This is a genomic window from Geotalea daltonii FRC-32 (assembly GCF_000022265.1).
Lineage (GTDB): Bacteria > Desulfobacterota > Desulfuromonadia > Geobacterales > Geobacteraceae > Geotalea > Geotalea daltonii.
In genome coordinates this window covers 2,004,173-2,027,660 of the sequence record NC_011979.1, presented here as the reverse complement: position 1 = coordinate 2,027,660, position 23,488 = coordinate 2,004,173, and the positions used below count along the sequence as shown (strand labels likewise).

The 23,488-nt window shown below is 55.7% G+C and carries 18 protein-coding genes; 2 read left to right on the top strand and 16 right to left on the bottom strand.

The window, feature by feature from the left end; genetic code table 11:
• Positions 1-136 precede the first annotated feature (136 nt).
• Both corA and GEOB_RS09095 read right to left on the bottom strand, forming a co-directional pair.
• Positions 137-1,090, bottom strand: a complete 954-nt coding sequence (corA, locus tag GEOB_RS09100) for a magnesium/cobalt transporter CorA (RefSeq protein WP_012646917.1) — start codon at positions 1,088-1,090, stop codon at positions 137-139.
• A 76-nt stretch (positions 1,091-1,166) separates the two neighbouring features.
• Positions 1,167-2,552 (bottom strand): DUF4403 family protein, encoded by a 1,386-nt coding sequence (locus tag GEOB_RS09095; protein WP_012646916.1) that lies wholly within the window; start codon positions 2,550-2,552, stop codon positions 1,167-1,169.
• Between the two features lie 289 nt (positions 2,553-2,841).
• Between GEOB_RS09095 and GEOB_RS09090 the strand changes: the two genes are divergently transcribed.
• On the top strand, positions 2,842-4,065 hold the full coding sequence (locus tag GEOB_RS09090; protein ID WP_195892568.1) for a GGDEF domain-containing protein: 1,224 nt from the start codon (positions 2,842-2,844) through the stop codon (positions 4,063-4,065).
• Between the two features lie 35 nt (positions 4,066-4,100).
• Here the strand turns inward: GEOB_RS09090 and GEOB_RS19315 are convergent, their stop codons facing one another.
• The 11 genes from GEOB_RS19315 to GEOB_RS09035 form a co-directional block, all read right to left on the bottom strand.
• Complete coding sequence (locus GEOB_RS19315) at positions 4,101-5,879, bottom strand: sensor histidine kinase (RefSeq protein WP_083767133.1); 1,779 nt, start codon at positions 5,877-5,879, stop codon at positions 4,101-4,103.
• A gap of 20 nt (positions 5,880-5,899) precedes the next feature.
• Positions 5,900-7,090, bottom strand: a complete 1,191-nt coding sequence (locus tag GEOB_RS09080) for an FIST signal transduction protein (RefSeq protein ID WP_012646913.1) — start codon at positions 7,088-7,090, stop codon at positions 5,900-5,902.
• A gap of 40 nt (positions 7,091-7,130) precedes the next feature.
• On the bottom strand, positions 7,131-9,401 hold the full coding sequence (locus GEOB_RS19310; protein WP_012646912.1) for a PAS domain-containing sensor histidine kinase: 2,271 nt from the start codon (positions 9,399-9,401) through the stop codon (positions 7,131-7,133).
• 123 nt (positions 9,402-9,524) lie between these two features.
• The gene (locus GEOB_RS19305) at positions 9,525-12,254 is read right to left on the bottom strand and encodes a PAS domain S-box protein (RefSeq protein ID WP_012646911.1); all 2,730 of its coding nucleotides are present in this window, start codon (positions 12,252-12,254) and stop codon (positions 9,525-9,527) included.
• 179 nt (positions 12,255-12,433) lie between these two features.
• Positions 12,434-13,804 carry a sigma-54-dependent transcriptional regulator gene (locus tag GEOB_RS09065; RefSeq protein ID WP_012646910.1) on the bottom strand — a complete coding sequence of 457 codons (1,371 nt, stop codon included), beginning with the start codon at positions 13,802-13,804 and terminating at the stop codon, positions 12,434-12,436.
• 120 nt (positions 13,805-13,924) lie between these two features.
• Positions 13,925-15,118 carry a pyridoxal phosphate-dependent aminotransferase gene (locus GEOB_RS09060; protein WP_012646909.1) on the bottom strand — a complete coding sequence of 398 codons (1,194 nt, stop codon included), beginning with the start codon at positions 15,116-15,118 and terminating at the stop codon, positions 13,925-13,927.
• Between the two features lie 124 nt (positions 15,119-15,242).
• A complete protein-coding gene (locus GEOB_RS09055) occupies positions 15,243-16,040 on the bottom strand; it encodes an inositol monophosphatase family protein (RefSeq protein WP_012646908.1) in 798 nt (265 codons plus the stop codon).
• A gap of 188 nt (positions 16,041-16,228) precedes the next feature.
• On the bottom strand, positions 16,229-16,975 hold the full coding sequence (locus GEOB_RS09050) for a sensor histidine kinase (protein WP_012646907.1): 747 nt from the start codon (positions 16,973-16,975) through the stop codon (positions 16,229-16,231).
• 218 nt (positions 16,976-17,193) lie between these two features.
• On the bottom strand, positions 17,194-18,675 hold the full coding sequence (locus GEOB_RS09045; RefSeq protein ID WP_012646906.1) for an ammonium transporter: 1,482 nt from the start codon (positions 18,673-18,675) through the stop codon (positions 17,194-17,196).
• A 24-nt stretch (positions 18,676-18,699) separates the two neighbouring features.
• Positions 18,700-19,038 (bottom strand): P-II family nitrogen regulator, encoded by a 339-nt coding sequence (locus GEOB_RS09040; protein WP_012646905.1) that lies wholly within the window; start codon positions 19,036-19,038, stop codon positions 18,700-18,702.
• A gap of 95 nt (positions 19,039-19,133) precedes the next feature.
• Complete coding sequence (locus tag GEOB_RS09035; protein WP_012646904.1) at positions 19,134-19,865, bottom strand: hypothetical protein; 732 nt, start codon at positions 19,863-19,865, stop codon at positions 19,134-19,136.
• 431 nt (positions 19,866-20,296) lie between these two features.
• Here GEOB_RS09035 and GEOB_RS09030 point away from each other — a divergent pair, with 431 nt between their 5' ends.
• On the top strand, positions 20,297-22,282 hold the full coding sequence (locus tag GEOB_RS09030) for an APC family permease (RefSeq protein WP_012646903.1): 1,986 nt from the start codon (positions 20,297-20,299) through the stop codon (positions 22,280-22,282).
• Between the two features lie 12 nt (positions 22,283-22,294).
• Here the strand turns inward: GEOB_RS09030 and GEOB_RS09025 are convergent, their stop codons facing one another.
• The 3 genes from GEOB_RS09025 to GEOB_RS09015 form a co-directional block, all read right to left on the bottom strand.
• Positions 22,295-22,669 (bottom strand): type II toxin-antitoxin system VapC family toxin, encoded by a 375-nt coding sequence (locus tag GEOB_RS09025; protein WP_012646902.1) that lies wholly within the window; start codon positions 22,667-22,669, stop codon positions 22,295-22,297.
• The gene (locus GEOB_RS09020; RefSeq protein ID WP_012646901.1) at positions 22,666-22,872 is read right to left on the bottom strand and encodes an AbrB/MazE/SpoVT family DNA-binding domain-containing protein; all 207 of its coding nucleotides are present in this window, start codon (positions 22,870-22,872) and stop codon (positions 22,666-22,668) included. The genes GEOB_RS09025 and GEOB_RS09020 overlap by 4 nt, the downstream gene beginning before the upstream one ends.
• A gap of 116 nt (positions 22,873-22,988) precedes the next feature.
• Complete coding sequence (locus tag GEOB_RS09015; RefSeq protein ID WP_012646900.1) at positions 22,989-23,276, bottom strand: cytochrome c3 family protein; 288 nt, start codon at positions 23,274-23,276, stop codon at positions 22,989-22,991.
• Between the last annotated feature and the right edge of the window lie 212 nt (positions 23,277-23,488).

The following is a 23,488-nucleotide window of genomic DNA, read 5'->3' as shown; positions in this document are numbered from 1 at the left end:
TTGCCCAACGGGGTGCCCGGTTCACCCGCCGGTTTTTGGGCGGTGTGCAACCGGCTGGTTGAGATATTTTTTGTCAATGTGTAGACACGACACCTCTTGCGAAGTCTTTAATTTAGCGGCAGAAAGCGAAGCCTTTTCACAGCCATCCTTTGCGCTTGAAATACCAGTACGGGGCGATGCCGGAAAGGAGCATCAGGACCAGGGAGCCGGGATAGCCAAGTTGCAGTTTCAGTTCCGGCATGAAGTCGAAGTTCATGCCGTAGATGCTGGCCACCAGTGTGGGGGGCAGAAAGACCACGGCGGCGATGGAAAAGATCTTGATGATCTTGTTCTGCTCGATGTTGATGAACCCTTGGGTGGAGTCCATGAGGAAGTTGATCTTATCGAAGAGAAAGGTGGTGTGGGACATGAGGGTTTCCGTATCCCGCATGATCTCGCGCAGGGTGTCCCCGTGACCGGGCTGGTCGCGCAGATGGCGCAGGAGGAAGGAGACGATCCTCTGGGTATCCATGAGGCAGAGGCGGATCTTGCCGTTGCTGTCTTCCAGCCTGGCCAGCTTGCTGATGGCGTCTTCCAGGTCGGCCTCCTCATTTTCCAGGACCAGGTGGCCGACGCTCTCCAATTGACGATGGATGTCCTCAAGGATGTCGGCGTGGTTCTCAACTTTCTGCTCGAAAAGGGTGACCAGCAGTTCAGATGGTGAACGGCACTCGATCTGCCCCCGCCGGGCGCGCATGCGCAGCAGCCGGAAGTCGGCAAGGTCCCCCTCGCGGATCGTGATGAGATGGCTGCTCTGGAGAATACAGGCCACGGTAACGGTTGAATGCCGCCCCTCCGACTGGGACAAAAACAGCGAGTGGACGTGGATTCCCGCCTGATCCACGAAACAGCGGGCCGAAGTCTCGATTTCGTCGTACTCGTCCGATTCGGGCAGATCGGTATGCAGCAGCAGCTCCAGGAGCTCCCGCTCACTGTCGTTCGGCTCGTGAATATCTATCCAGTCCGCATGCCGGAGCTGGTCCGACAGCGCCGCCGGATCCACTACCATCTCCTTGATCAGCCCGTTCTCTATCCTGAAAAGTCTCAGCACAACCTACTCCTTCGCAATTGTTCAACCTTTTATGTGCTCTCCGCACCGGGAAATCCCAAAACTCTGCCGGCCACACTCAATGAAACACCACCGCCGTCTCCCCTTCCGCATAGACCTGAATGGAGATCTTGTCTTTCTGTACCATGACGTCATTCAGCTTCAAAGTCTTGACGCTGCCGTTGAGAAAGACATTTTCCGCCAGGCTGACCTTTGCCATGGCCTTGCCAGCCATCTCCCTGGCCTGTGTTACGCGCTGGGTCAGGTCCATGTTGAGCTTTTCCCGGATGGTGTTCCTGATGGTGCCGTGAAGGAACCAGTCGGCTGACTGGAGCAGCAGGCTTTTGGTCTGCATCTCGAAATCCACGTCCTCCACGGAAAAAACATTGGTCTGTGCATTGAAGGATGGCTTGCAGGTAAGGTAGAAGGTTCCCTCCAGGTCACCGGTCGTCACCACCTTTACCATCAGCCGCTCGCCGTTGCCGTACAGGTCCAGGTCCTTCAGCATCACTTTTCTGCCGTCGCTGCCCAGTTCCTTGTTGAGAAGAAGCGGTTGGGCAATGGCGCGAAGATCCCTGTAAAAGAGGTCGGTGTTGAGGGCGACGCGAAAATTCCGCTCGCTTCCGCTGATCAGTTTCAGGTTCGGCAGGGGAACGATAGGGCGAACCGGTGGCTGGGGACCCACCACCAGTTCGGCATAAGATTTCAGCCCGACACTGAGCTTCACCTGGTTTTTCTGGGCATAGAGCGGGTAAAGGATCACCTCCTGGGGGATGATGGTCAGCCAGGCGTTGTAGTTCTTATCCAGCAGAACCGGCTTTTGGGCGGCGCTCCAGGCTTTTGCCACCTGGGCCTTAAGGGGGAACTGTTCGTTGAGCTTTCTGCTGATGAGCTCCGACAGGGTCCGTTGCACCGGCTGGGTGATTCCTTCGACGATGCTGCGCGGCTTGATGGAGATGGGGCCGATGCCCACATTTTCAGCAAGAAGGTCGGTAAGTCCCACATAATAGACCTCGGCGTTGACTTTCCAGTCCGGGGCGACCCTGGCGCCCATCTTGAACTTGAGCTTGGTGGCCACGGCCGGAGTCTCGAACATGCCGTAGCTCAGGGACATGGAGATGGGAATGGTCAGATGGATGAAGTTATCGGCGGCACTGACGGCAATGGGACCAGTTCGCAGCAGGTCGGCAGTAAGTCCCTTGGTCTTGGTCGAGCCCTTGTAGAGCTCCTTGGGTATCATCCGGTTCAACATGTCGGCAAGCTCCCCCGCCGACGCCTCCACACCCACGTTCAGCGTGGAAACTTCCCTTTTCAATTCCGTGCGGCACGCTTCGTCTTTGGGGCGCTCGGCATTCAGAGTATTCGCTCCCTTGGTGAGTGGGGCATTGCCGGCAGCGCAGGAAGTCAGGATAATGAAAAGTGCTGCCACTTTCAGCAGAGAAATAGCCTTTCGCAACAGATACATGACTGGCTCCTTCGATTGGTGGGGTGTGCAGGGTAAGAATTGTAGCAGGAATGCCTGCATATCTATAGCACAGTTGCCACCTCCATTAAATGTTTTATCGTCTGCCGCCGGCACAAAATAGCCATGGCTTCGCCATGTTTACGTGTTTTTTTAATCCACATCTGGTAGAGTCGCCTGACGGTCGGTATGGCTTCGAAGAAATTCGTAAAATTGCCGCCCATGCAACAAAAAACTTCATATATGACAAATTTTGCCGATGAATCTTATCAAGATGACCAAAGCGGACCAAATGAACCGACCTAACCTGAAATTCGAAAAACCCCACGCAAGCAACCCTGCCTCACTGCTCAGGTCACTGACGATAATCGCCACCATCTCAGTGCTATTCATCATGACTGCCTCCACCTATGGCTTGTATACCGTCTATGCGCGGCATATCGTCGCCGGCGCGGAGGATGATGCGGTGGATGTGAGCAACGCCCTGCTGAATGCCCACCGGAATCTGCTTCTTTCCGAAGAAAACGGAAGAAGCGTGGTCCGCATCGACGATAATTCCGTGGAGGCTCTCGACCGGGATCTGCGCAAGTTTCTCAAACCTTTTTCCATCATCAAGATCAAGATTTATTCCCCGCAGAAAGAAATCCTCTACAGTACGGACCGAAAGATCATCGGCCATATGGACGGAAATAACGTGCGGCTGGGACGGGCACTGGCGGGAAATAACGATTCGCTGCTGGAAAAGAAGGAAGAGGTGCTGGATCTGGCCGATGAAAAACATTTCGACGTGGATGTGGTGGAAACCTATGTCCCTATCAGGGACAAGCTCGGCAAGATCATCGGCAGTTTCGAAATCTACGTTGATGTGACCAAATACCGGAACGAGCACATCAATGTAGTGGTCACATCGGCAATCATGCTGCTGCTCGTAATTTCAGCCGTGCATGTGGGCGCCCTCGTCGTGGTCAGGAAACTGACCGGGCAACTGAAAAAGGTACATGCTGAACTTGAGCAGATGGCCATCAAGGATGAGCTCACCGGCATCTTCAACCGACGGCATATTCTCAGCAAAGCCAACTTCAAGGCCATCAGCCGACAACGGGAGGGGGAACTGACGATTGGCGTCCTCAATATGGATGTGGATTATTTCAAGTCAGTGAACGATACTTACGGGCATCTGGTGGGAGACGAGGTGCTGAAAGAAATCTCGCGCCGGCTGACCGATTCCTGCCGCGCCTCCGACCTGGCCGGGCGCATAGGTGGAGAAGAATTCATCGTTCTTCTCCCCGATACGGCAATGACGGAGATAATCGCCATAGCAGAAAGGATTCACCGCTCGGTGGGGGAAAAGCCGTTCCATGTGGAGCAACACGACCTGGCCGTTACCATCAGCGTAGGGGTGGCCTGCACCCTGCCGGGTGAAAAGGATCTCTCCCAGGCAATCAGACGTGCAGATACTGCACTTTACAGGGCAAAAAACATGGGCAGGAACAGGATCGAGATAGCCGAAACCTGATACCTGCCCGGTCTTTGCAGAAAACAGGGCCGAAATCAGTCATCCTTTGCCGGAAGGGTGAAATAGAAGGTGGAACCTTCCCCCAGCGTTGACTCAACCCAGATCCTCCCCCCGTGGTTCTCCACGATCTTCTGGCAGATGGAAAGCCCGATGCCGGTCCCGGGATAGTCTTCGCGATAGTGGAGACGCTGGAAGATGACAAAGATCCGCTCATGGTACTGGGGCTCGATGCCGATGCCGTTGTCATGCACGCCGAATACCCACTGATTCCCCTTGCGCACCGCGGAGATATGGACCCGTGGCGGCACATCCTTCTTCCGGTACTTGACCGCATTGCCGATGAGATTCTTAAAAAGCTGCAGCAACTGTATTTCATCCCCCGGCACCGTCGGCAGAGGTCCATAGGTGACCTCGGCGCCGCTTTCCCCGATGGAAATCCTCATGTTATCTAGGGCCTGTTGCACCACCGGTTCCAGCGCCACCGGGGCCGGCGGACTTTTGCTCCGGCCGACGCGGGAAAGGGCAAGCAGGTCGTCGATGAGTGAGGACATGCGGTGGGCTGCTTCAACCATGTAGGATATGTAGGAGTCTGCCTTATCGTCCAGTTTCCCCTGGTACCGTTTCTGCAGAAGCTGGGCGTAACTGGTTACCATGCGAATCGGCTCCTGGAGATCGTGGGACGAGACGTAGGCGAACTGCTGAAGTTCCCCATTGGACCGCTGCAGCTCGGCAATGAGCCGCTCCCGCTCATCCTCGGACTGCTTCCGGGATGTGACATCATGGAGGGTAAGAACGCCGATGAACGGCTCCCCCCGACAGTCACGGATTAGAACGCCGCTGAAAGAGAAGGTCCGCTGCCAATCGGTATTTCTGCGCCGGACAACCAGATGGTAGTCTTTAAATTCCTCCCCGCGCAAGATCCGCTTGATGGGCAATTGCTCCATCGGCAACGGTTTCCCGTCCACCTGCAGCAACTGGAAAACCTGATCGAGTTTCGGGCAAGAAGCCACCTCGTCCACAGAACGGCTATACCCGTGCATCAGTAAGGCAGCACGGTTCCACTGCAGACCTTCGCCGGCAGGGTCGATGAGGATCAACCCCTCGGTAAGGTTTTCGACCACGCTTTTCAGCCGGTACTCGCTCTCCCCCAGGGCGGCATAGAGGGAGTTTTTTTCCAGGGCCGACGAGACAAGTCCGATGACATTGCCCGTACTGACCAGGTTTTCATGACCGGCATCCACCTTGCGATAGAATTCCGCCTTGTCTGCCGAATTCCCTACAACTATCAAGGCGCGTGGCGCGTAGCGGCCAAGGGGAAAAATGAAAAATTCATTGAGGTAGCCCCTGGCGCCGAATTCTCTCAATGCACCGTCTGCTGCATCTGTTGTGCTGATCAGGAATTCCTCACCCCTTGACAGAGGTGCCAGCAGAGGAGCGTCAGGGCTGATGGTCAGCGCTGCAACGCAGCTTTTCTCCAGGTCATCGTAATATCCGGCCAAGGCTGCAACCCGGTAGTCGCCGTTAGCGGTCCGTTGCAGGGCTATGGCCCGTTCGTATTCCAGGTGCTGGGTAAGATAGTCGACCGTGTGCAGGAATATGCTGGTCACATCGAAGGTTTCATTCAGCTTCCTGTTCAGCTCATAGAGGTCCTTGTACTCCTTCAATTGGGCATCAAGTTCCTCCTGGTAGCGGTAAAGCCGGCTCTCGGCCTTGACCAGCCGTTTTACCTGCTCGGACAGGTTCTTGATCTCCCGTTGCAGCATTGGAATCCTGTTGCCGTCATCGGGGTCTATCGGGACACCGTCTCTACTCATGCCGCTCCCGCAAATGCCGGTCAGTAAACGGCAGTGACCACCGCCGTGAAGTTATGGAGACAGTTGTAACGGCTCACCGGTCCGATTTCGCCGTAGGTGTAAAAGCCGATCCATGGTACATCCTGCCCGATCCTCTGCTGGAGCGTCGTTATCAAGTCGTTCTTTTCCTGTTCCCTGAAGACCACCTTCCCTCGCCCCATGCACTCGAACTGCATGACGAATTTCGGCTGCCGGTTGCCGGTCTGCTGCTTGATCCGGTCGGAAATGGCCACAAGACCGTTGCGGATCAATTCCTTGTCCCGCCGCACGATCCACAGCTCCGTACCAGCCCTTACGTCCGACTGGATCATGACGCAACCCTGCCGGTCATCCTTGCCCATCATGTAGCGGACGACCAAATCGCCATATTCTTCCTTGATCGACTCGGGAGCCCTGAAGCCGAGACAGAGGTTAAGGGAGATCTTGTTCCACTGGCTCTCCCAGTCCCCTTCCACGTAGTCCTTCAACAGTTCAAGAACGGGGATCCCGTCGATCTCATAGATCACATTCCCTTTGCTGCGGGTGATGACATGTTTTGTCCCTATGGGCACGCAGCCATGGTTGATGCCGCAGGCGATGCGGCCGCTGCCGGACATGTGGACGCAGGAGATCCCTTCCGAAAAGACCTCATCGTCATGATACTGGTATGTCCTGCGGGAAACCCAGTTGTCGGCTGCCAGGCCGCCAAAAAGGCGCAGTTCGTTTCCTCCGGGAAGGCATCTCTCCAGGGATGCTTTGAATGGGTCGAAATCGAAGATAAGGCCGTCTATGAACAGAAAACAGCCGATGGTGTCGGCACCCAGCCATGGCCGTATCTCAGCCGCCAGCCGTTCTCCGCCATAATCCGATTCATGGGCGATATGGGTAACATGGGTGCCGAGAAAATGCAGCTCATCGGACTTTATCGTCATGACGCAGACACAGAAGTTTGTTTCAAGGGCTACCCTCTGGGTGATTATCCCTTCTCCGGAGCAGCCGGCCAGGGGGGCTCTCCCGGTTGCCCCACGAATAGTCTGGATCAGGAGTTGCTGATCGTACCCAACCGAGGCAAAGACGAAAACAAAATCCGGCACCCCTATCCCCTTCTGCTCAAGGGCCTTGAGAGCAGCCTCTCTACCCGCCTCCCGGGGATTCCTGTTGGTGCTGAAGCCGACCCCTGCCACTGTCGCCATCCCATTCTCCTTCTGTTTCCCGCAGATTCACAGGTTGTTGTCAGTGTTCGCCGGGGAGGATAAAGTAGAAGGTGGTTCCCTCTCCCGGCCTCGATTCAACCCAGATCCTCCCCCCATGCCGCTCGACGATCTTTTTGCACAAGGCTAGGCCAATGCCGGTCCCAGGATATTCCTCCTTCGTGTGCAGGCGCTGAAATATCTGGAAGACGCGGTCGTAGTGCTGGGATTCGATGCCGATACCGTTGTCGCTGACGGAAAAAAGCCACTCCAGTCCGGCGGGCCTTGCCGACAGGTGGACATGGGGAATGCTGCCCGGCTTCCGGTACTTGAGGCCATTGCCGACCAGGTTCTGAAAGAGCTGTACGAGCTGCGTCTCATCCCCTAAAACAATGGGGAGCGGGTCATTGGTCACATCCCCTCCCGACTCCCGTATCCGCTGCTCCAGATTGGCCACTGCCGCGGAAAAGCTCTCATTGGTGTCCACGGGAACAAGCCGGGCTTCGCGGGAAATGCGGGAATAGTTGAGAAGCCCCTCGATGAGCTTCTGCATCCTTTTGGCGCCATCGACAACATAACTGAGGTAGGTTATAGCTTTTTCATCAAGCTGCCCGCTATACTTCCGTTCCAGAAGGGAAATGTAGCTGGAGATCATGCGCAAGGGCTCCTGGAGATCGTGGGAGGCGATATAGGCAAACTGCTGCAGTTCTTGATTGGATCGTTGCACTTCCGACAGCAGCCGCTCCCGCTCCGCTTCCGACCGTTTCCGGTCGGTAATGTCCTCGATGACGGCAATTTCGTAATCGGGGAGGCCTTCGGCATTCCTGACCAGGGACAGGGCCAGCCGGGCCCAGACGTGGTGGCCGTCTTTGTGGATGAAGCGTTTCTCGACACTGTAGGTGTCGAGCTCACCGACGGCCATGCGGCGGAACGGGATCAAATCCATGTCCACATCCTCCGGGTGGGTAATCTGGGGCCAGGGAGTCGCCTTCATTGCGTCGGGACTGTAACCCAGCATCCTGCAGAAGGCCCCATTCACGTCTATCCAGCAGGCATCGGTGAATCTGACCCTTCCCATGCCGACAGCAGCGTGCTCGAAAAAGGACCGGAATTTCTCCTCGCTGACACGCAGGGCATCCTCGCTCCGTTTCCGTTCCGTAGTCTCCCATGCCGTATTCAGCAGTCCCCACTCCTCATTGCCCGGAAGCCGAACCCGGAACAGTGACCAGCTGAAGTATCTCTTCTCCAGGAGGCCACCGGGGAAGCGACTGATATGGTAGGGTTCGTCCACCACTTCATAGGGCTCACCCGTTTCCAGCACTTTTAGAAACACATCCCTCAAAGCCGGAATTTCCGGCCACACTTCCGGAAAAGTCTTGCCGATTATCTCTTTTCCCGGGGCGAGCCGGGAATAGGCAGGATTTATCATCTTGATGCGCAGGTCATGGCCCACGGCAATGAGGACTGCGGCGGGTAAATTCATGATTACCGACTCCAACAGCCGGCGCTGGCACTGAATCTCCTCCTCCGCCCGCTTCCGTTCAGTGATGTCCTGGATGCTCCCTCTGAGGCCTTTGATCCGCCCCTCCGCATCCCGGGTAGCCTCCCCCCGCACCGTTATCCAACGGGGGGTATCCGGGCACAACATCTGAAGATCCAACTGATAGGGAGTCCCATCCCGCAGGGCAAGATCGATACATTGCGTAAGGCGGGCCAGGTCTTCGGGGGGGAAAAGCTTGCCATGGCCCCCGTAAAAAGATGGCGGCGCCACTGATTGGTCGAAACCACAGGTACGATAGGTCTGCTCCGACCAGTAGACCGTGTCCGATTCCGCATCCCAGGTCCAGCTGCCCACCCGGGCGATTCGCTGGGCCTCGCTAAGCTCTGCCTCCCTCGCCTTCAGTCGCTCTTCCGTTTGTTTTCCCTCGGATACGTCCTGTTTCACCGCCACGTACCCGGAGATCGCACCATCCCTATCCCTGACCACGGCAATGGAGACTGATTCCCAGTACGGCGCGCCGTCTTTTCTCCTGTTCACCATTTCCCCATGCCAATCCCCGCGGGTGAGAACAAACTTCTCCAGGTCGGTGCAGGTGGGGGTTTCTTGGCACTGCAGGCTCCAGAGACTCCGGCCGACGGTTTCCCCGGCTTCGTAGCCGGTTATTTCCGTGAATTTGTCATTGACGAAATCGACCATGCCGTCTGCATCGGCCGACACAAGGGCAAGGGGCAGCCGAAGAAGTCCGAGACTGATCCTGTGGAGCTGTTCCTGGGACGGTAGAGTCCGCTTCCGATTGTGCGGAGGAGATAGCATTCCTGCTCCCTGCTGGAAGACCGGCATTTATTTAATTCTCTTTAATTTTATCCTCCCTCTCAGGAACGGCAATGGAGTGAAGCATTGAGTTTCCGGATGATGAGGGTTATGTGCAGGCGGGCTTCATTTATTGATGGGAAGGGAAAAGAAAAAGGTACTGCCCAGGCCGGGCTTTGACTCTACCCAGATTCTGCCGCCATGATTTTCCACGATCTTCTGACAGATAGCGAGCCCGATGCCGGTCCCCTGGTATTCCTCCCTCTGGTGCAGCCGCTGAAAGATGACAAAAATTCGCTCATGGTATTGGGGCTCGATGCCGATGCCGTTGTCGTGAATCCCGAATAGCCACTGATTTTTCTTCCGTTCTGCCGAGATATGCACCTCTGGGGTCACCTCTTTTTTCCTGTATTTGATGGCATTGCCGAGCAGATTCTGGAAGAGCTGCAGCAACTGCACTGGGTCCCCCATGACCATCGGCAGCGTGTCTTTCGTTATCCGTGCCCCGCTTTCCTCCATGGCAAACCGCAGGTTATCCAGCGCCTCCTTCACCACCAGTTCCGTTTCTACCGGCATGAACTCCCGTTCCCGCCTTCCCACCCGGGACAGGGCAAGCAGGTCGTTGATGAGGCACGACATGCGATGGGCGGCCTCGACAATAAACGAGATGTACATCTCTGCCTTTTCATCCAGTTTTCCCTGGTAGCGTTTCTGCAGAAGCTGGACGTAACTGGTTACCATGCGAATGGGCTCCTGAAGGTCATGGGACGAGACGTAGGCAAACTGCTGCAGTTCTGCGTTCGACTGCTGCAATTCGGTAATCAGCCGCTCCCGCTCCTGCTCTGCGTGCTTGCGGTGGGTGATATCCTCACTGAATACCAGTATTCCGGCAACTCTTCCGCTGGCGTCCTGCCAGGGGCGCACCTCCCACCTGACCCACTGAATGGAACCATCGCTGCGAACAAATTGGTCCTCATCGGCCCGTAAAATCTCCCCTGCCAAGGCACGGGCATGGACCTGGCGCCAGTGGTCGGGGATCTCGGGAAAGACCTGATAATGGCATATGCCGCGCAGATTGCGCCCTTCCAGGTCATAGTCCGTAAGCCAGCGCCGGCTCACATGCACGTAGCGCATCTGCCGGTCGAACATGGCAAGGGCGGCAGGGGCGTGCTCGATAAAAATCCTCAACCGCTCCTCCCGTTCCTGCAGGGCCTCTTCCGCCCGCCTCTGCTCCGTCATGTCACATATGGACAGATAGACGAGGCGCTCTTCCCCCAGGGTCTGGAGAATGGTGCCGGAATAAGAGACCACCCTCTCCCACTCTTGATCCAGGCGGCGCAACCGGAGTTCCAAGTTCTGCACCTTTTCCCCCCGGATGATGCGGAGCATGGGCCACTCATCGAGTGTCAGTACCCGGCCGTCGGCCAGGGAGAGTTGAAATATCTGCTCAAACTCGGCAAGATGACGGCGTCCTTCTTCGGGATTGGCATAGCCATGCATCATCCAGCCCGACGGATTCCAGTAGAACACCTCCCCCCGCTCGGTGGCGATGACGACACCCTCACGAAGGTTATCCAGTGCCGTACTCAGGCGTGCTTCGCTCTTCCGCAGCTCATCCTCGGCCCGTTTCTGCTCGGTGATGTCCTGAACGAACCCATATATTTTCACCACCCGGCCAGATCTGTCCCTGAGATACTGGCCACTGGCCTTGACGGTACGCACCTCGCCAGTGTCCTGGCGAACGATCCTGTGCTCCATCTCGTATGGGCTTGCCCCCCGGCGCAACGCATCAAATGCTGACCGTATGGCCGGACGGTCTTCGGGATGGGCGATGGAAAAGAGTTCGTCGGGACGCAGGGACCGGTCACGGGTGCCGTGAAGCCGCTGCCATTCGTCGGAAAAGGTCCAGATGTCGCTGGTCAGGTCCCACTCCCAGGCGCCGGTGTGGGAGAGTCTTTCTGCCTCCAGGAGAAGGGCCTGGGTCCGTTGAAGCGCCGTCAGTGCCGATCGCTTCGCCTCGTCTGCGCGGAAAAGACGTTTCGCTGTCTGATGCACCAGCCATGAGAAGATGACGATCCAGGCTATCACCAGGAACCTGGTGCCGGAAATGCGCCCGTAAAACCCGTGCGACTCCCCCTGCAGATGAAGCCATCCCAGAGCTATGGGAACCAGAATCGCGGCTGCAAGCAACCGCCGGATTGCAACACCTCCCGCATCAGCAGAGGTGATCGAAACCATGAGCCCCTCCTTAGGTCGTGCGCAGAGGAGCCCTGCTCCAAGAAAGGCAATGGCTATGGCAGTCGGCCACGCAACAAACGTATAACTGGAAACGCCATGAAATGCTCTGGCCCCATAGATATAGCCAAGCAGGCCCAGCAGTGCAATCAGGCATAGTATGATGCCGATCCACTGGCTCTGGCGCACCAAAGGCCTGGGGGTGTGCAGAAGGAATAAAATGGCGATTCCTCCCAGGGTAAAACTGACAGCGGCAGGCAGCCCCATGCGATTGGGGCTTACGACACCCAGTGCGCCGGGGGGCTCGACAGCCAACAGCTGGTCGATGGCCAGTTCCCAGCCGGGAAGGTATTCCATGACCGTCAGCCCTCCCACCACCAGGCAAATTGCCGCAAAACAGCGTGCTGTCCAGCGCAATAGGGGAGAGGGGTCGGCTGGCACTGCCTGCATCAGGGCCGTACCACATAGAATCAAACAGAGTGAGGCGTTGGTTTTGATTGTCAGGCTGGATAAACCGCGGTAGGTCATGGCGCCGGAGAGCCAGGCGAGGAGACAGACGACACCAATTGCCGCAGCAACGGCTCCGGCCCCGACGGCAAAGCATCGCAGGCGACGCTCCATTTTGATTTCTGCCTCCGGGTGCATATGGCTCAGAAATGCAATGGTGGCGATAACTTCTACCTAAATAGTAGAACCGATTCGGGAAAACACAAATTATCTAATGAAAACAGCAGAGTGAAAGCGGGATGGGATACCGGCCACTCCGGCCACCGGCAGCGTCGGAGCGGCAGGCAACAAGGTTACTTCTTCATATCGATGCCGTAGCTCTTGATCTTGCGGTGCAGGTTACTCCGTTCCAGCTCGATGACATCGGCGGTCTTGCTGATGTTCCAGTCGTTCTCTTCCAGTTTTTGGATGATGAACTCCTTCTCGAACTCCTCCCGGGCCTCTCGCAGGGAGCTCAGTTCCAGGGCACTGCCATGTTTTCCCCCATCCCGTGGACCTTCGTGAGCTCCGATATAGGAGGGAACCTGCGCGGCGGATATGGTGCGGCCGGGGGTCATGATCACCAGCCTTTCGATGATGTTTTTCAGTTCGCGGACGTTGCCCGGCCACTCGTAGCGCTTCATCAGCTCCACAGCCTCGGGAACGACGGTTTTGCGGTCACGACCTTCCCGCCGGCAGAAGTTATCCAGGAAGTGCTCCACAAGCAGGGGAATGTCATCCTGCCGCTCCCGTAGGGGGGACACGTGAAACGGCACGACATTCAACCGGTAAAAAAGGTCCTCGCGGAAGTGGCCCGATCGGATTTCCTCCTCCAATACCTTGTTGGTGGCGGCAATTATCCGCACATCCACCTCCACCACTCTGGTGCCGCCTACACGCTCGAACTTCCGCTCCTGGAGAATGCGCAAGACCTTGGCCTGGGTCTTCAGGGACATATCGCCAATTTCATCGAGAAAGATGGTGCCACCGTCGGCAAGGTCGAATTTACCCTTCTTTTGGGCAATGGCGCCGGTAAAGGCCCCTTTTTCGTGGCCGAACAGCTCGGACTCGATCAGCTCCTCAGGAATGGCGGCACAGTTGATCTCGATGAAGGGCTTGTCCCCTCGCTGGCTGCCATAGTGGATGGAGCGGGCTACCAGTTCCTTGCCGGTGCCGTTTTCACCGGTGATAAGGACCGATGCGTTAGTGGGGGCGGCCAGCCTGATGTGCTCGCGCAACTGCTTCATGGGCGCTGAGTTGCCGATCATCTCATGATCCTTGAGGACGATGCTGCGCAAGGAGGTGTTCTCTTCCTTGAGCCTGCTCATGCTGATGGCATTATTGACGCAGACGAGAACCTTCTCCAGAGACAGGGGCTTCTCGACAAAATCATAGGCCCCCATTTTTGTCGATCTGACCGCGGTCTCGATGGTGCCGTGGCCCGACATCATCACCACGGTCAGGTTTGGATAAAGGTCCTTCAGTTTCTGCAGCGTCTGCATACCGTCCATGCGCGGCATCCAGATGTCCAGGAGCACCAGGCTAGGCATCTCCTGCTGGACCACGGTCAGGGCCTCGACACCATCCACGGCAAAGGCTGTCTTGTAACCCTCGTCTTCAAGAATTCCGGCCAGAGAAGTGCGGATGCTCTCCTCATCGTCCACCACCAATATCGTTGCGCTCATCTTTAACCCCAGTTCTATGTTCTATGTTCTAGGTTCTTGGTCAAAGTTCGAAGTTCGGAGTTCGAAGTTCAAATTCCGTCCCCAGTCACCAGTCACCAATCACCAATCACCAATCACCAATCACTGTTTAATCCCCACTTCCTCGGCCAGGGCCTGCCAGGCAGGAAGGCTCCGCTCAATCATGGCTTCATCCACGCAGTAGGCGATGCGGAAGAAGCCGGGGGCGCCGAAGCCCGCTCCGGGGACCAGGAGGATGTTGTGCTTCTGGGCGGCCTTTACGAACTCAACGTCATCGGCAAGGGGGGACTGGGGAAAGAGGTAGAAGGCCCCGTCGGGCTTGACCATCCTGAAGCCCATGGCGGTGAGGTTGTTGTAGAGCAGGTCCCGCTTCCGCTCGTATGCCTTCATATCCACCGAGGCGTGCTGCAGTTTGGCCACCAGCCGCTGCATCAGGGCCGGAGCGTTGACGAAGCCCAAGGTGCGGTTGCAGAAAACGGCGCCTTCCATGAACAGATCCACATGGGTCATGCGCGGATTGGCAACCAGGAAGCCGATCCGCTCTCCGGGCAGGGCCAGATCCTTGGAATGTGAGGTAACGATGACCGAGTTGTCGACGGCGTTGAATATATTCGGCACCTGTTTGCCATCGTAAGCGATGCGGGAATAGGGCTCATCTGAGATGACATAGATCTGCCGCTCCAGCACCCGCTCTTTTTTCTGCACCAGGTCCCCCAGCTGTTTCAGGCTCTCTGCACTATAAACGACGCCGGTCGGGTTATTGGGATTGTTGACGATGATGGCCCTGGTCTTGCTGTTGATGGCGGCCTCGATGGCGGCAAGATCGAGCTGGAAGGTCTTGCGGTCAGTCCAGACCTCTCGCGGAACGCCACCGTGATTGTCGATATAGAATTTATACTCGACGAAATGGGGGGTGAGAATGATCACCTCTTCGCCGGGGTTGAGGATGGTCTTCAACACAACATTCAGGGCACCGCTGGCACCGCAGGCCATCATTACCTGGCCAGCGGTGACTGCCTGGCCCGATGCCCCGGCCATGAATTCCGCCACCGCCCGGCGTGTATCTTCGTAACCGGCGTTGCTCATGTAACGGTGCATGCCCGGCAGCGGATTCTGGGCCAGGCTGCGGAACTCGGCGTAAAATTCAGCCGGCGGCTCTATATTGGGATTGCCGAGGGTGAAGTCATAGACATTGTCGGCGCCATGGATCTTGCGTAGCCGTTCCCCTTCCTCGAACATCTTGCGAATCCATGAGGCGCTCTCGATGGATGCCTGAATTTTTGTTGCTATGGCCATGGCCCGACCCCCTTGTGTGTTATTTGTGCAACACTTTTAACATATTCATTATCAGGGGGCAAGGGGAATGAGGGAATGGTGCAGCGCCTCCATGGTGGCAGACGCCGGTTTAGACAGGATGGTATCAATCGGCGAGAGCGGAGCGACTTTCCTTGCTTGCCAGCACCCCGGCCATTTCCTGGTGAATTATTCCATTTGTGGCCAGAATGCGATGATCGTAGACGGAAAAAGGCTCAAGATCGTGATTGGTAACTTTTCCCCCGGCTTCGGAAACCAGCAGCTGTCCAGCCGCCACATCCCACGGCTTCAGTTTGCACTCCCAATAGCCATCCAGCCTCCCTGCAGCAACATAGGCAAGATCAAGAGCAGCTGCGCCGAATCGACGCACGGCGCGGGCGGTCATCTGGAAATTCATGAAGTTGTTGAAGTTGTTCTCGTTGTCCCAGGACCGGTCATAGGGGAAGCCGGTGGCCAGCAGGCAGTTCTTCAGCGGCCCCTTCGATGAGACATGGAGCTGTCTGCCGTTGACAAAGGCCCCCTGCCCTTTAATGGCGATGAACATTTCACCCATCATCGGGTGGTAGACGACACCGGTTTGGACAATCCCCTCGATCTCAAGGGCAATGGAGACGCAGAACCAGGGAAAGCCATGGGCATAATTGGTGGTGCCGTCCAAAGGATCGATGATCCACTTGCATGGGGAGTTGACGGCGGCATAATCATTCTCTTCGGCCAGGATGTCATGATCGGGGAACTCGGCGCGGATGGTCCGGACAATCAGGTCTTCACAGGCCTTGTCCACCTCCGTCACCAGGTTGATCTCGCCCTTGAACTCTATGTCATGCTCGGACCAAAGCCGCTCCTTCTGCATTGCCCCGGCAGCCCTGGCGGCACGGACGGCTGTTTCCAGATATTGCTGCATTGTCGATTCCTCCATTTGAATTGGCAGTTGCGGTATGCTAAACCGTTAAAAATGATAAATCAAGGGACAAAAAAGCCGTCCATCGGCAAGATGAACGGCAGAAATAACGGGAAAAACCCTGCTGGGATCGGCCACCTTCTCCCCCAAGGAGAAGGGTCAGCAGAAAAATCGACGCTAAACGGATGGAATTACGGGAGAGGAAACAGGAGAGTGAACGTCGTACCCTCGTTAACGACGCTCTGGACTTGTATTTTACCGCCAAGGCGCTCGATGATGTGACGGGTTATATAGAGGCCAAGGCCGGTCCCTTCGTTGGCCGCTTTGGTGGTGAAAAAGGGCTCGAAAATATGGTCTATGGCCCCGACAGGGATTCCTTTACCGGTATCGGCCAGTTCCACCGCCACAAAAGGGCCATCGACAGCGTAGGTTTTCAGCAGCAGCGTCCCGCCGTCTTCCATGGACTGAAAAGCATTCATGATCAGGTTGATGAATACCTGCTTGAGCTTGTTGGCGTCGGCAGCAATGGGTGGAAGGTCGAAATCTTTTTCTTCGATCACCATTATGGAGTCTTTCCGGGCCTCATACCTGAGAAAGTCCATCACCTCCTGCAGCACCAGGTTCACATCCGCTTCCGAATCGACACCGGCGTCGCTGCGGGCAAAGGAAAGGAGGCTTCTGGTAAAAAGAGACAAACGCTGGGCCTCCATTCCGATCCGTTCAACCATTTCCTTGACGAAGTCGGGAAGCTGCTCTTCGCGCAGGATCATCTGGGCAGCGGAAACTATCACCGACAGGGGAGAATTCAGCTCATGCACCAACCCGGTTGAGAGCTTGCCCAGCTCAGCCATCTTTTCGTTGAACGCCAGTTGTTCCAGAACCTGCTCGTCCAGCAGCAGGCCGTTGGCATCAACTATTTTTCCCAGACTTTTTTCCATTTATCCCCCCATAACCGGGGCGCGTTAGATGCCTTTTCCGAGGCACAAGTCGTGCCAAGAGGACCTGAACAGAATTCCAGCTAGTTATCAGTATAAAGCCCTATGCATAGCTGAGTGATGCGTAAAAACAAGGCAGCTTTCTGCACAAAAATCATGCAAAGAAAAAAGGCCGCCCCCTTAAGGAAGCGGCCTGGTATGACAAGTGCGATTGCAGATGATCAGTTGTAGGCACTTTCCGAATGCTGGGTTTGGTCGAGTCCGACGATCTCGTCGTCTTTTTCGACCCTGAGACCAATAGTCTTGTCGAGAACAAAGGCGATGACCAGGGTTACGATAAAAGCATAGGCGCCTGCCGCCACTACGGCAATAATTTGGGTCACAAGCTGCTTGAAATTGCCCGACATAAGGCCGGTGGCGCCGACGGTGGCAAAGACGCCGGTCAGGATGGCGCCGGTGGTGCCGCCGATGCCGTGAACGCCGAAGGCATCCAGGGAGTCGTCATATTTCATCCTGGCTTTGAGCAAGACGCCACCGTAACAGACGACACCGGCAACGAGGCCAAAGATCAGGGCCGCACCGGGTTGCACGAAACCGGCTGCCGGGGTGATGACGACCAGCCCCGCCACCACGCCCGAACCGAAACCAAGGGCCGACGGTTTTCCGGCATGAATCCACTCGGCAATCATCCAGGAAAGGCCGGCTGCTGCCGGGGCGATGGTGGTTGTGGCAAAGGCGAGACCGGCCAGGCCGCCTGCCGCATCGGAACAGTTGACGCCGACAATGGCCGAGCCTGCGTTGAAGCCATACCAGCCGAACCAGAGCATACCGACGCCGAGCATGGTCAGCGGCAGATTGTGGGGGGCCATCCTTTCCTGAGGAAATCCATGACGCTTGCCGAGGAACATGATCGCTGCCAGGGCGGAGATACCTGAAGAGAGGTGAACGACGGTACCGCCGGCAAAGTCCAGTGCTCCTTTTTTGAACAACCAACCATCGACCATCCATACCCAATGGGCCAGAGGATCATAGACCAGGGTGGTCCAGAGCAGGACGAAGAGGCAGTAGGCGGAAAACTTGATCCTCTCGGCCAGGGCGCCGGAGATTAGAGCCACGGTGATCATGGCGAACATGCACTGGAACATGGCAAAAACGTACTCGGGAATGGCGCCCGGTTCGGTCGCCACATTCTGGAAGAGGGTATAAACCGGATTGCCGTCCTTGAAGGTGATGAGGCCGTTGAGCAATGCCTTGCTGGTATTGCCTATGAGCCCCATGAAGGCATCGGGTCCGAATGAGAGGGAATAGCCGATGACCGCCCACTGCACGCCGACGATGCCCATGGCGACGAAGGAATGCATGAGCGTGGAGAGAACGTTCTTGCTCCGGACCATGCCGCCGTAGAAGAAGGCCAGTCCTGGGATCATGAACAGGACCAGCGCTGCCGAAGTAAGTATCCAGGCGGTGTCGCCGGTATTGAGCACCGGATCGACCGGTTTAGGCGTAGCAGCCTCGACAGGGGCGGCAGCGGCCGATGCAGCAGCTTCAGGGGCCGCGGCGGAAGCCGAAGGGGCTGGTGCAAGTTTAGTCTCAGCTGCCACTGACTCAGTGCCCTTGGCCGGTTCTTCAGCCAGGACTGCCATTGGCACCATGACAATTGTCACAGCCATGAGCAGTTTGATTAAAGAAAGTTTGATTTTCATAATAGCCTCCAGAACTATAATTGCTTAAATTGCGTCATTTCCTTTTTCACCGGTCCTGATCCGCAGTGCTTCTTCCAAAGGCAGGACAAATATCTTGCCATCGCCAATCCGTCCTGTTTTTGCGCTTTCTGCGATTGTTTCGATTACCTTTGCCACCAACTCGTCGGCTACCACGATCTCCAGTTTCACCTTGGGAATGAAATCGACGACGTATTCTGCACCGCGGTAAAGCTCGGTATGGCCTTTCTGCCGGCCGAAACCCTTTACTTCGGTCACTGTTATTCCTTCTATGCCCACCTCGCTGAGTGCGTTTTTAACTTCATCCAGCTTGAACGGCTTTATAATCGCTTCTATGATTTTCATGTTGTTTCTCCCCTTTGCCGGCCTTTTGTCGTTTCCCTTCCCGGAAAAATGGGGGGCTGGAAAGCCCCATAACATTGAAGGAGACTGGCAGCCTGTTAAAAGTTGATATCCAGCTGAGTGGTGAAGGTATCGGCTGTATTTTTTGCGTTATAGATATCGTAACCCAGAATCAGGGAGATTTTTGGAGTGAAGCACCAGGCGACACCGAAATTGAGGGCACCCAACGAGTTCTTGCCACCCTGGTAGTCGACGGCAGCCCAGAGCTTGTCGGAAATCTCGCTCAAAGTGCGGTCCCAGGAAAGAAGCACGCCGTCGTTGTCCTTGCGGCCGTCCTCCAGGCTCAAAAGGACGTCCCCGTTGCCATTGTAATAACCCGCGGAAAGACGGCCCAGCACAGGAACTGTCTTGGCGGCCAGGGCGTACAGGACGTTCTGGTTGGTCACGTCTTTTTTTGTCCCGATGCCATACCCGCCGACAGCAAGGGCCGGAGAACCTTTGAACATCGAGTCTTCAGGGGTGCCGAGCTTGGCATTGAAATATATGGGGTGCCCATCGGCAGATCCGGCGGTGCTGATATAATCGACGCCGATTTCCAGCTTCAGCTTCTCAAAGGGAAGAACGCCGACGCCAAGGCCAAGGTCATAGGTGTTGCCCCCCTTGGTGGTGGAGGTCCGCACATAGTTGTCCACATCCAGGTGAACCTGCTTGAAATCCCTCACATCAGTGGAAGGAATCCAGATCTGTGTCGACGGGGTTGCCAGTGCCATGCCGGTTGCTGCCATTGTCAGCGTCATTGCCATTGTGAGAACTCTGGTGATCTTTTTCATTTCATACTCCTTTGTAGTTAATCCCTGAAATTTTAATATCTGGTAGAACAAGTGTTGACGTGTGAGCCCCCTTTCCGGTTCTTAAATAAAAAGGCGCCTCTCACCGGAAGGTGAAAGGCGCCATTGCCGTCACATCAATCTGCACAACCTTGTGCACTGTTTAGTTATGGTTTTGTTATGGTGGTAGCACGAGGCGTGCCATCCTGTTTTTCATCAAGCAGCACATCTATTTTCAATCACTTACCGGATAAAAATGAATTTAAAATAATAAGGAGACAAACGGGCATTTTGCCAACAGGGGACAGCTGATTATTTTTTGTGCAACAAGGAAATAAAAACCATCAATGGCAGGGGCCAATTGAAAATGATGCGCCGCATCGTATAGTTGTTAGGGGGGGGCAGAAGCTAATGGAGTTCTTCCAGGAGGCGGGGTGAGCCCTAACAGTCCTGATCAGAGAAGGCCGGGCGTTGCCAATAAAATCAGGCGGGCCGTGGTAGGCGCCCCTAAACAGCTCAATGATCCGACCCTGTTCCACAGGATGTCGCTCATTCCGGTGCTGGCCTGGATTGGCCTTGGCGCCGATGGCTTGTCATCCTCCTCTTACGGCCCGGAAGAAGCTTTCCGTGCCTTGGGTTCCCATACCTATCTGGCAATCGTGCTTGGACTGGCAACCGCCATCACCGTTTTCATCATTTCCTATGCCTATGCCCGCATCATCGAGGTCTTCCCCCATGGCGGCGGGGGTTACATGGTGGCCACCCACATGCTGGGACAACGGGCGGGGGTAATATCCGGTTGCGCACTGCTGGTCGATTACATTTTAACCATTACCGTTTCCATCGCGTCCTGTGCCGACGCAATTTTTAGCTACCTGCCGCTCCATCTCCACCAGTACAAGGTGCCGCTTACCTGCCTCCTGGCCCTGATGCTCATCGTACTCAATATTCGCGGACTTAAGGAATCCATCTACGTAATGGCTCCAATCTTCATCGTCTTCGTCATCATGCACCTGACCATGCTGCTGGACGGGGTCATCACCCACCGGGACCGCTTTGGGCCGCTGGCGGAGGAGTTCCAGCGCGGACTGGATTACGATCTTTCCACCATGGGCTTCGTCGGCATTGCCCTCCTTTTCCTCCGCGCCTACTCCCTGGGGGGCGGGACCTATACCGGTATCGAAGCAGTTTCCAACAGCATGCAGATCATGCGCGAGCCGCGAGTCAAGACCGGCAAGCGGACCATGCTTTACATGGCCACATCCCTTGCTTTTACCGCAGCAGCGCTGTTCATCTGCTATGCACTTTTAGGAGTAAAACCCATAGAAGGCAAAACGCTGAACGCCGTTCTCGCCGACATGCTGTTCTCCGATTGGCCCCTGGGAGGGGCAATCGCCTTCGTCACCATCTTTTCAGAAGGTGCGCTTCTATTGGTAGCAGCACAGACAGGCTTTGTCGGAGGCCCCAGGGTAATGTCCAACATGGCGGTGGATTCATGGCTCCCCCACCGCTTTGCCGCCCTGTCGGAGCGGCTGACCATGCGCAACGGCATCTTCATGATGGGGGGGGCGGCGATTGCCCTCCTCATTTATACGCGCGGCTCGGTCTCCGCACTGGTGGTCATGTATTCGATCAATGTCTTTGTCACCTTTACCCTGTCCCAGCTCGGCATGTCCAGGCTCTATCTTAAACGACGGGACAAGGACCCGAAATGGATGCAGCACCTGTCGGTTCACCTGGTGGGTCTCGCCCTCTGTGCCACCATCCTGGTGATAACTACGGTGGAGAAATTCACCGAAGGGGGCTGGCTGACCCTCGTCATCACGTCACTTGTAATCGGGCTCTGCTACCTGATCAGGAGCCATTATCTCAGGGTACGCAAGGGGATTGCCGAGCTGGACGAAACACTGCTGGACTTCCCCACCAGCGGACCGGTCAATACCGATCCCCTCAACGCCAACGATTCCACCGCCATCCAACTCGTCACATCCTACAATGGTTTCGGCATCCACACCCTGCTCTCAATTCTTACGACCTTTCCCGAAACCTATAAAAATATCGTCTTCGTCTCGGTGGCAGTCATCGATTCCGGGTCCTTCAAAGGTGTGCATGAGATGGAGGCGTTGGAGGATTCGGTGCGAGAAGGGCTGGAGAAATATGTGGATCTGGCCCGGCGTCTCGGCTTTGCCGCCGAGTATCGCATGGCAACCGGCATCGACGTGGTAGAAACTGCTATAAAATTATGCAGAGAAATTGCGGAGGAGTTTCCCCGCTCAGCGGTGTTTTCCGGACAACTCACCTTCAGGCTGGAAAAGTTCTATCACCGGCTACTTCACAATGAGACGGCTTTCGCCATTCAGCGCCGCTTGCAGTGGGAAGGAATCACGACGGTAATCCTGCCGATCCGGGTAAAGGTGTGAACGGTCCTGAAATTATCGTTTTGGAAAATATCGAACTTCGGAAAGGGTTCTGAAATGCTCGTCCTGGGTCCAGAGGACTGCCCCATGGAATCGGCTTGTCGCCAGGATAATACTGTCGGCCATGGGGAGTGCCAGCTCAAGGCTGATGTGTGCAGCGATCATTGCCAGTGATGGCGACAGTTCCACTACCTTTCCTTGCTGCATGAGGGCAGTAGCCTGTAATGCAGCATCTTCACCACGCTGTCGGGCCACAACTTTGAATACCTCATAAATAGTTATGGTTGGGATAATAATGGAGTCCCGATCGGCAAGAGGACCGGCGAAGGACTCAGCATTGGGGCCATCGGCGAGATATTCGAGCCAGCCACACGAGTCCACCACATTCATAAGCGGTCCGATTCCCGCTCAACGTTAGTATCAAGCCCCTTCAAAAAACCGCGCATATCGGCAATATCCCTCTCCGGAATCAGCTCGATCCTGTTACCATAGGCGATTACCTGCATCCGTTGGCCGGCAACCAGGCGCAGCTTTTCCCGGACTTCGCGGGGGATCACTACCTGAAATTTAGGAGAGATTTTGACCGCTTCCATTTAGCATCCTTTATCGATCTGTATTTCGTAAAACGATATACCCGTGGATGCGCTGTGTCAAGCAATGAAAGCAGATGGGGGTAGGCTTGATATCCGTTTGTCAAAATGCCTAAAGGCTAATCATTCGGCGCAGCTTCATTCCACTTGTGGCACCCGGAGCACCGCTGTGGCCCCCTGGTCATTTTGGTGTGGCAGCCCTTGCATTTCTCATGGCCCCAGTCCTTGCCGAACCCCTTGATTCTCGCCGGTTCTTCCACATGGCATTGGAAACAGGTCTCCGTATAATTCATATGATTGAAATGGTTGAAGCGTACCTTGTTCTTCATGGGAATCACTTCCGAAACGGCACATACTGAAGTGGCAAAGATAAGCAGGCAGAGAATGGATAACCAGGCTGGTTTCATGTACAACTCCCGTATATTCTGTGATCTGGGTCGATTGTTATAGCACGAAAAAACAAAGGAAAAGAAGCCCTCTTTTCATTTCCCGACCACACCACCACATTTGCTTGGCCTAATTATCCTACATTTTATCGCAGTTTTGGGTTGATTTCGACCGGTTGCATGGAGTAGAAAAATATGTGTATAAAAGCAGAAGATGAGCAGCGAAATCTATA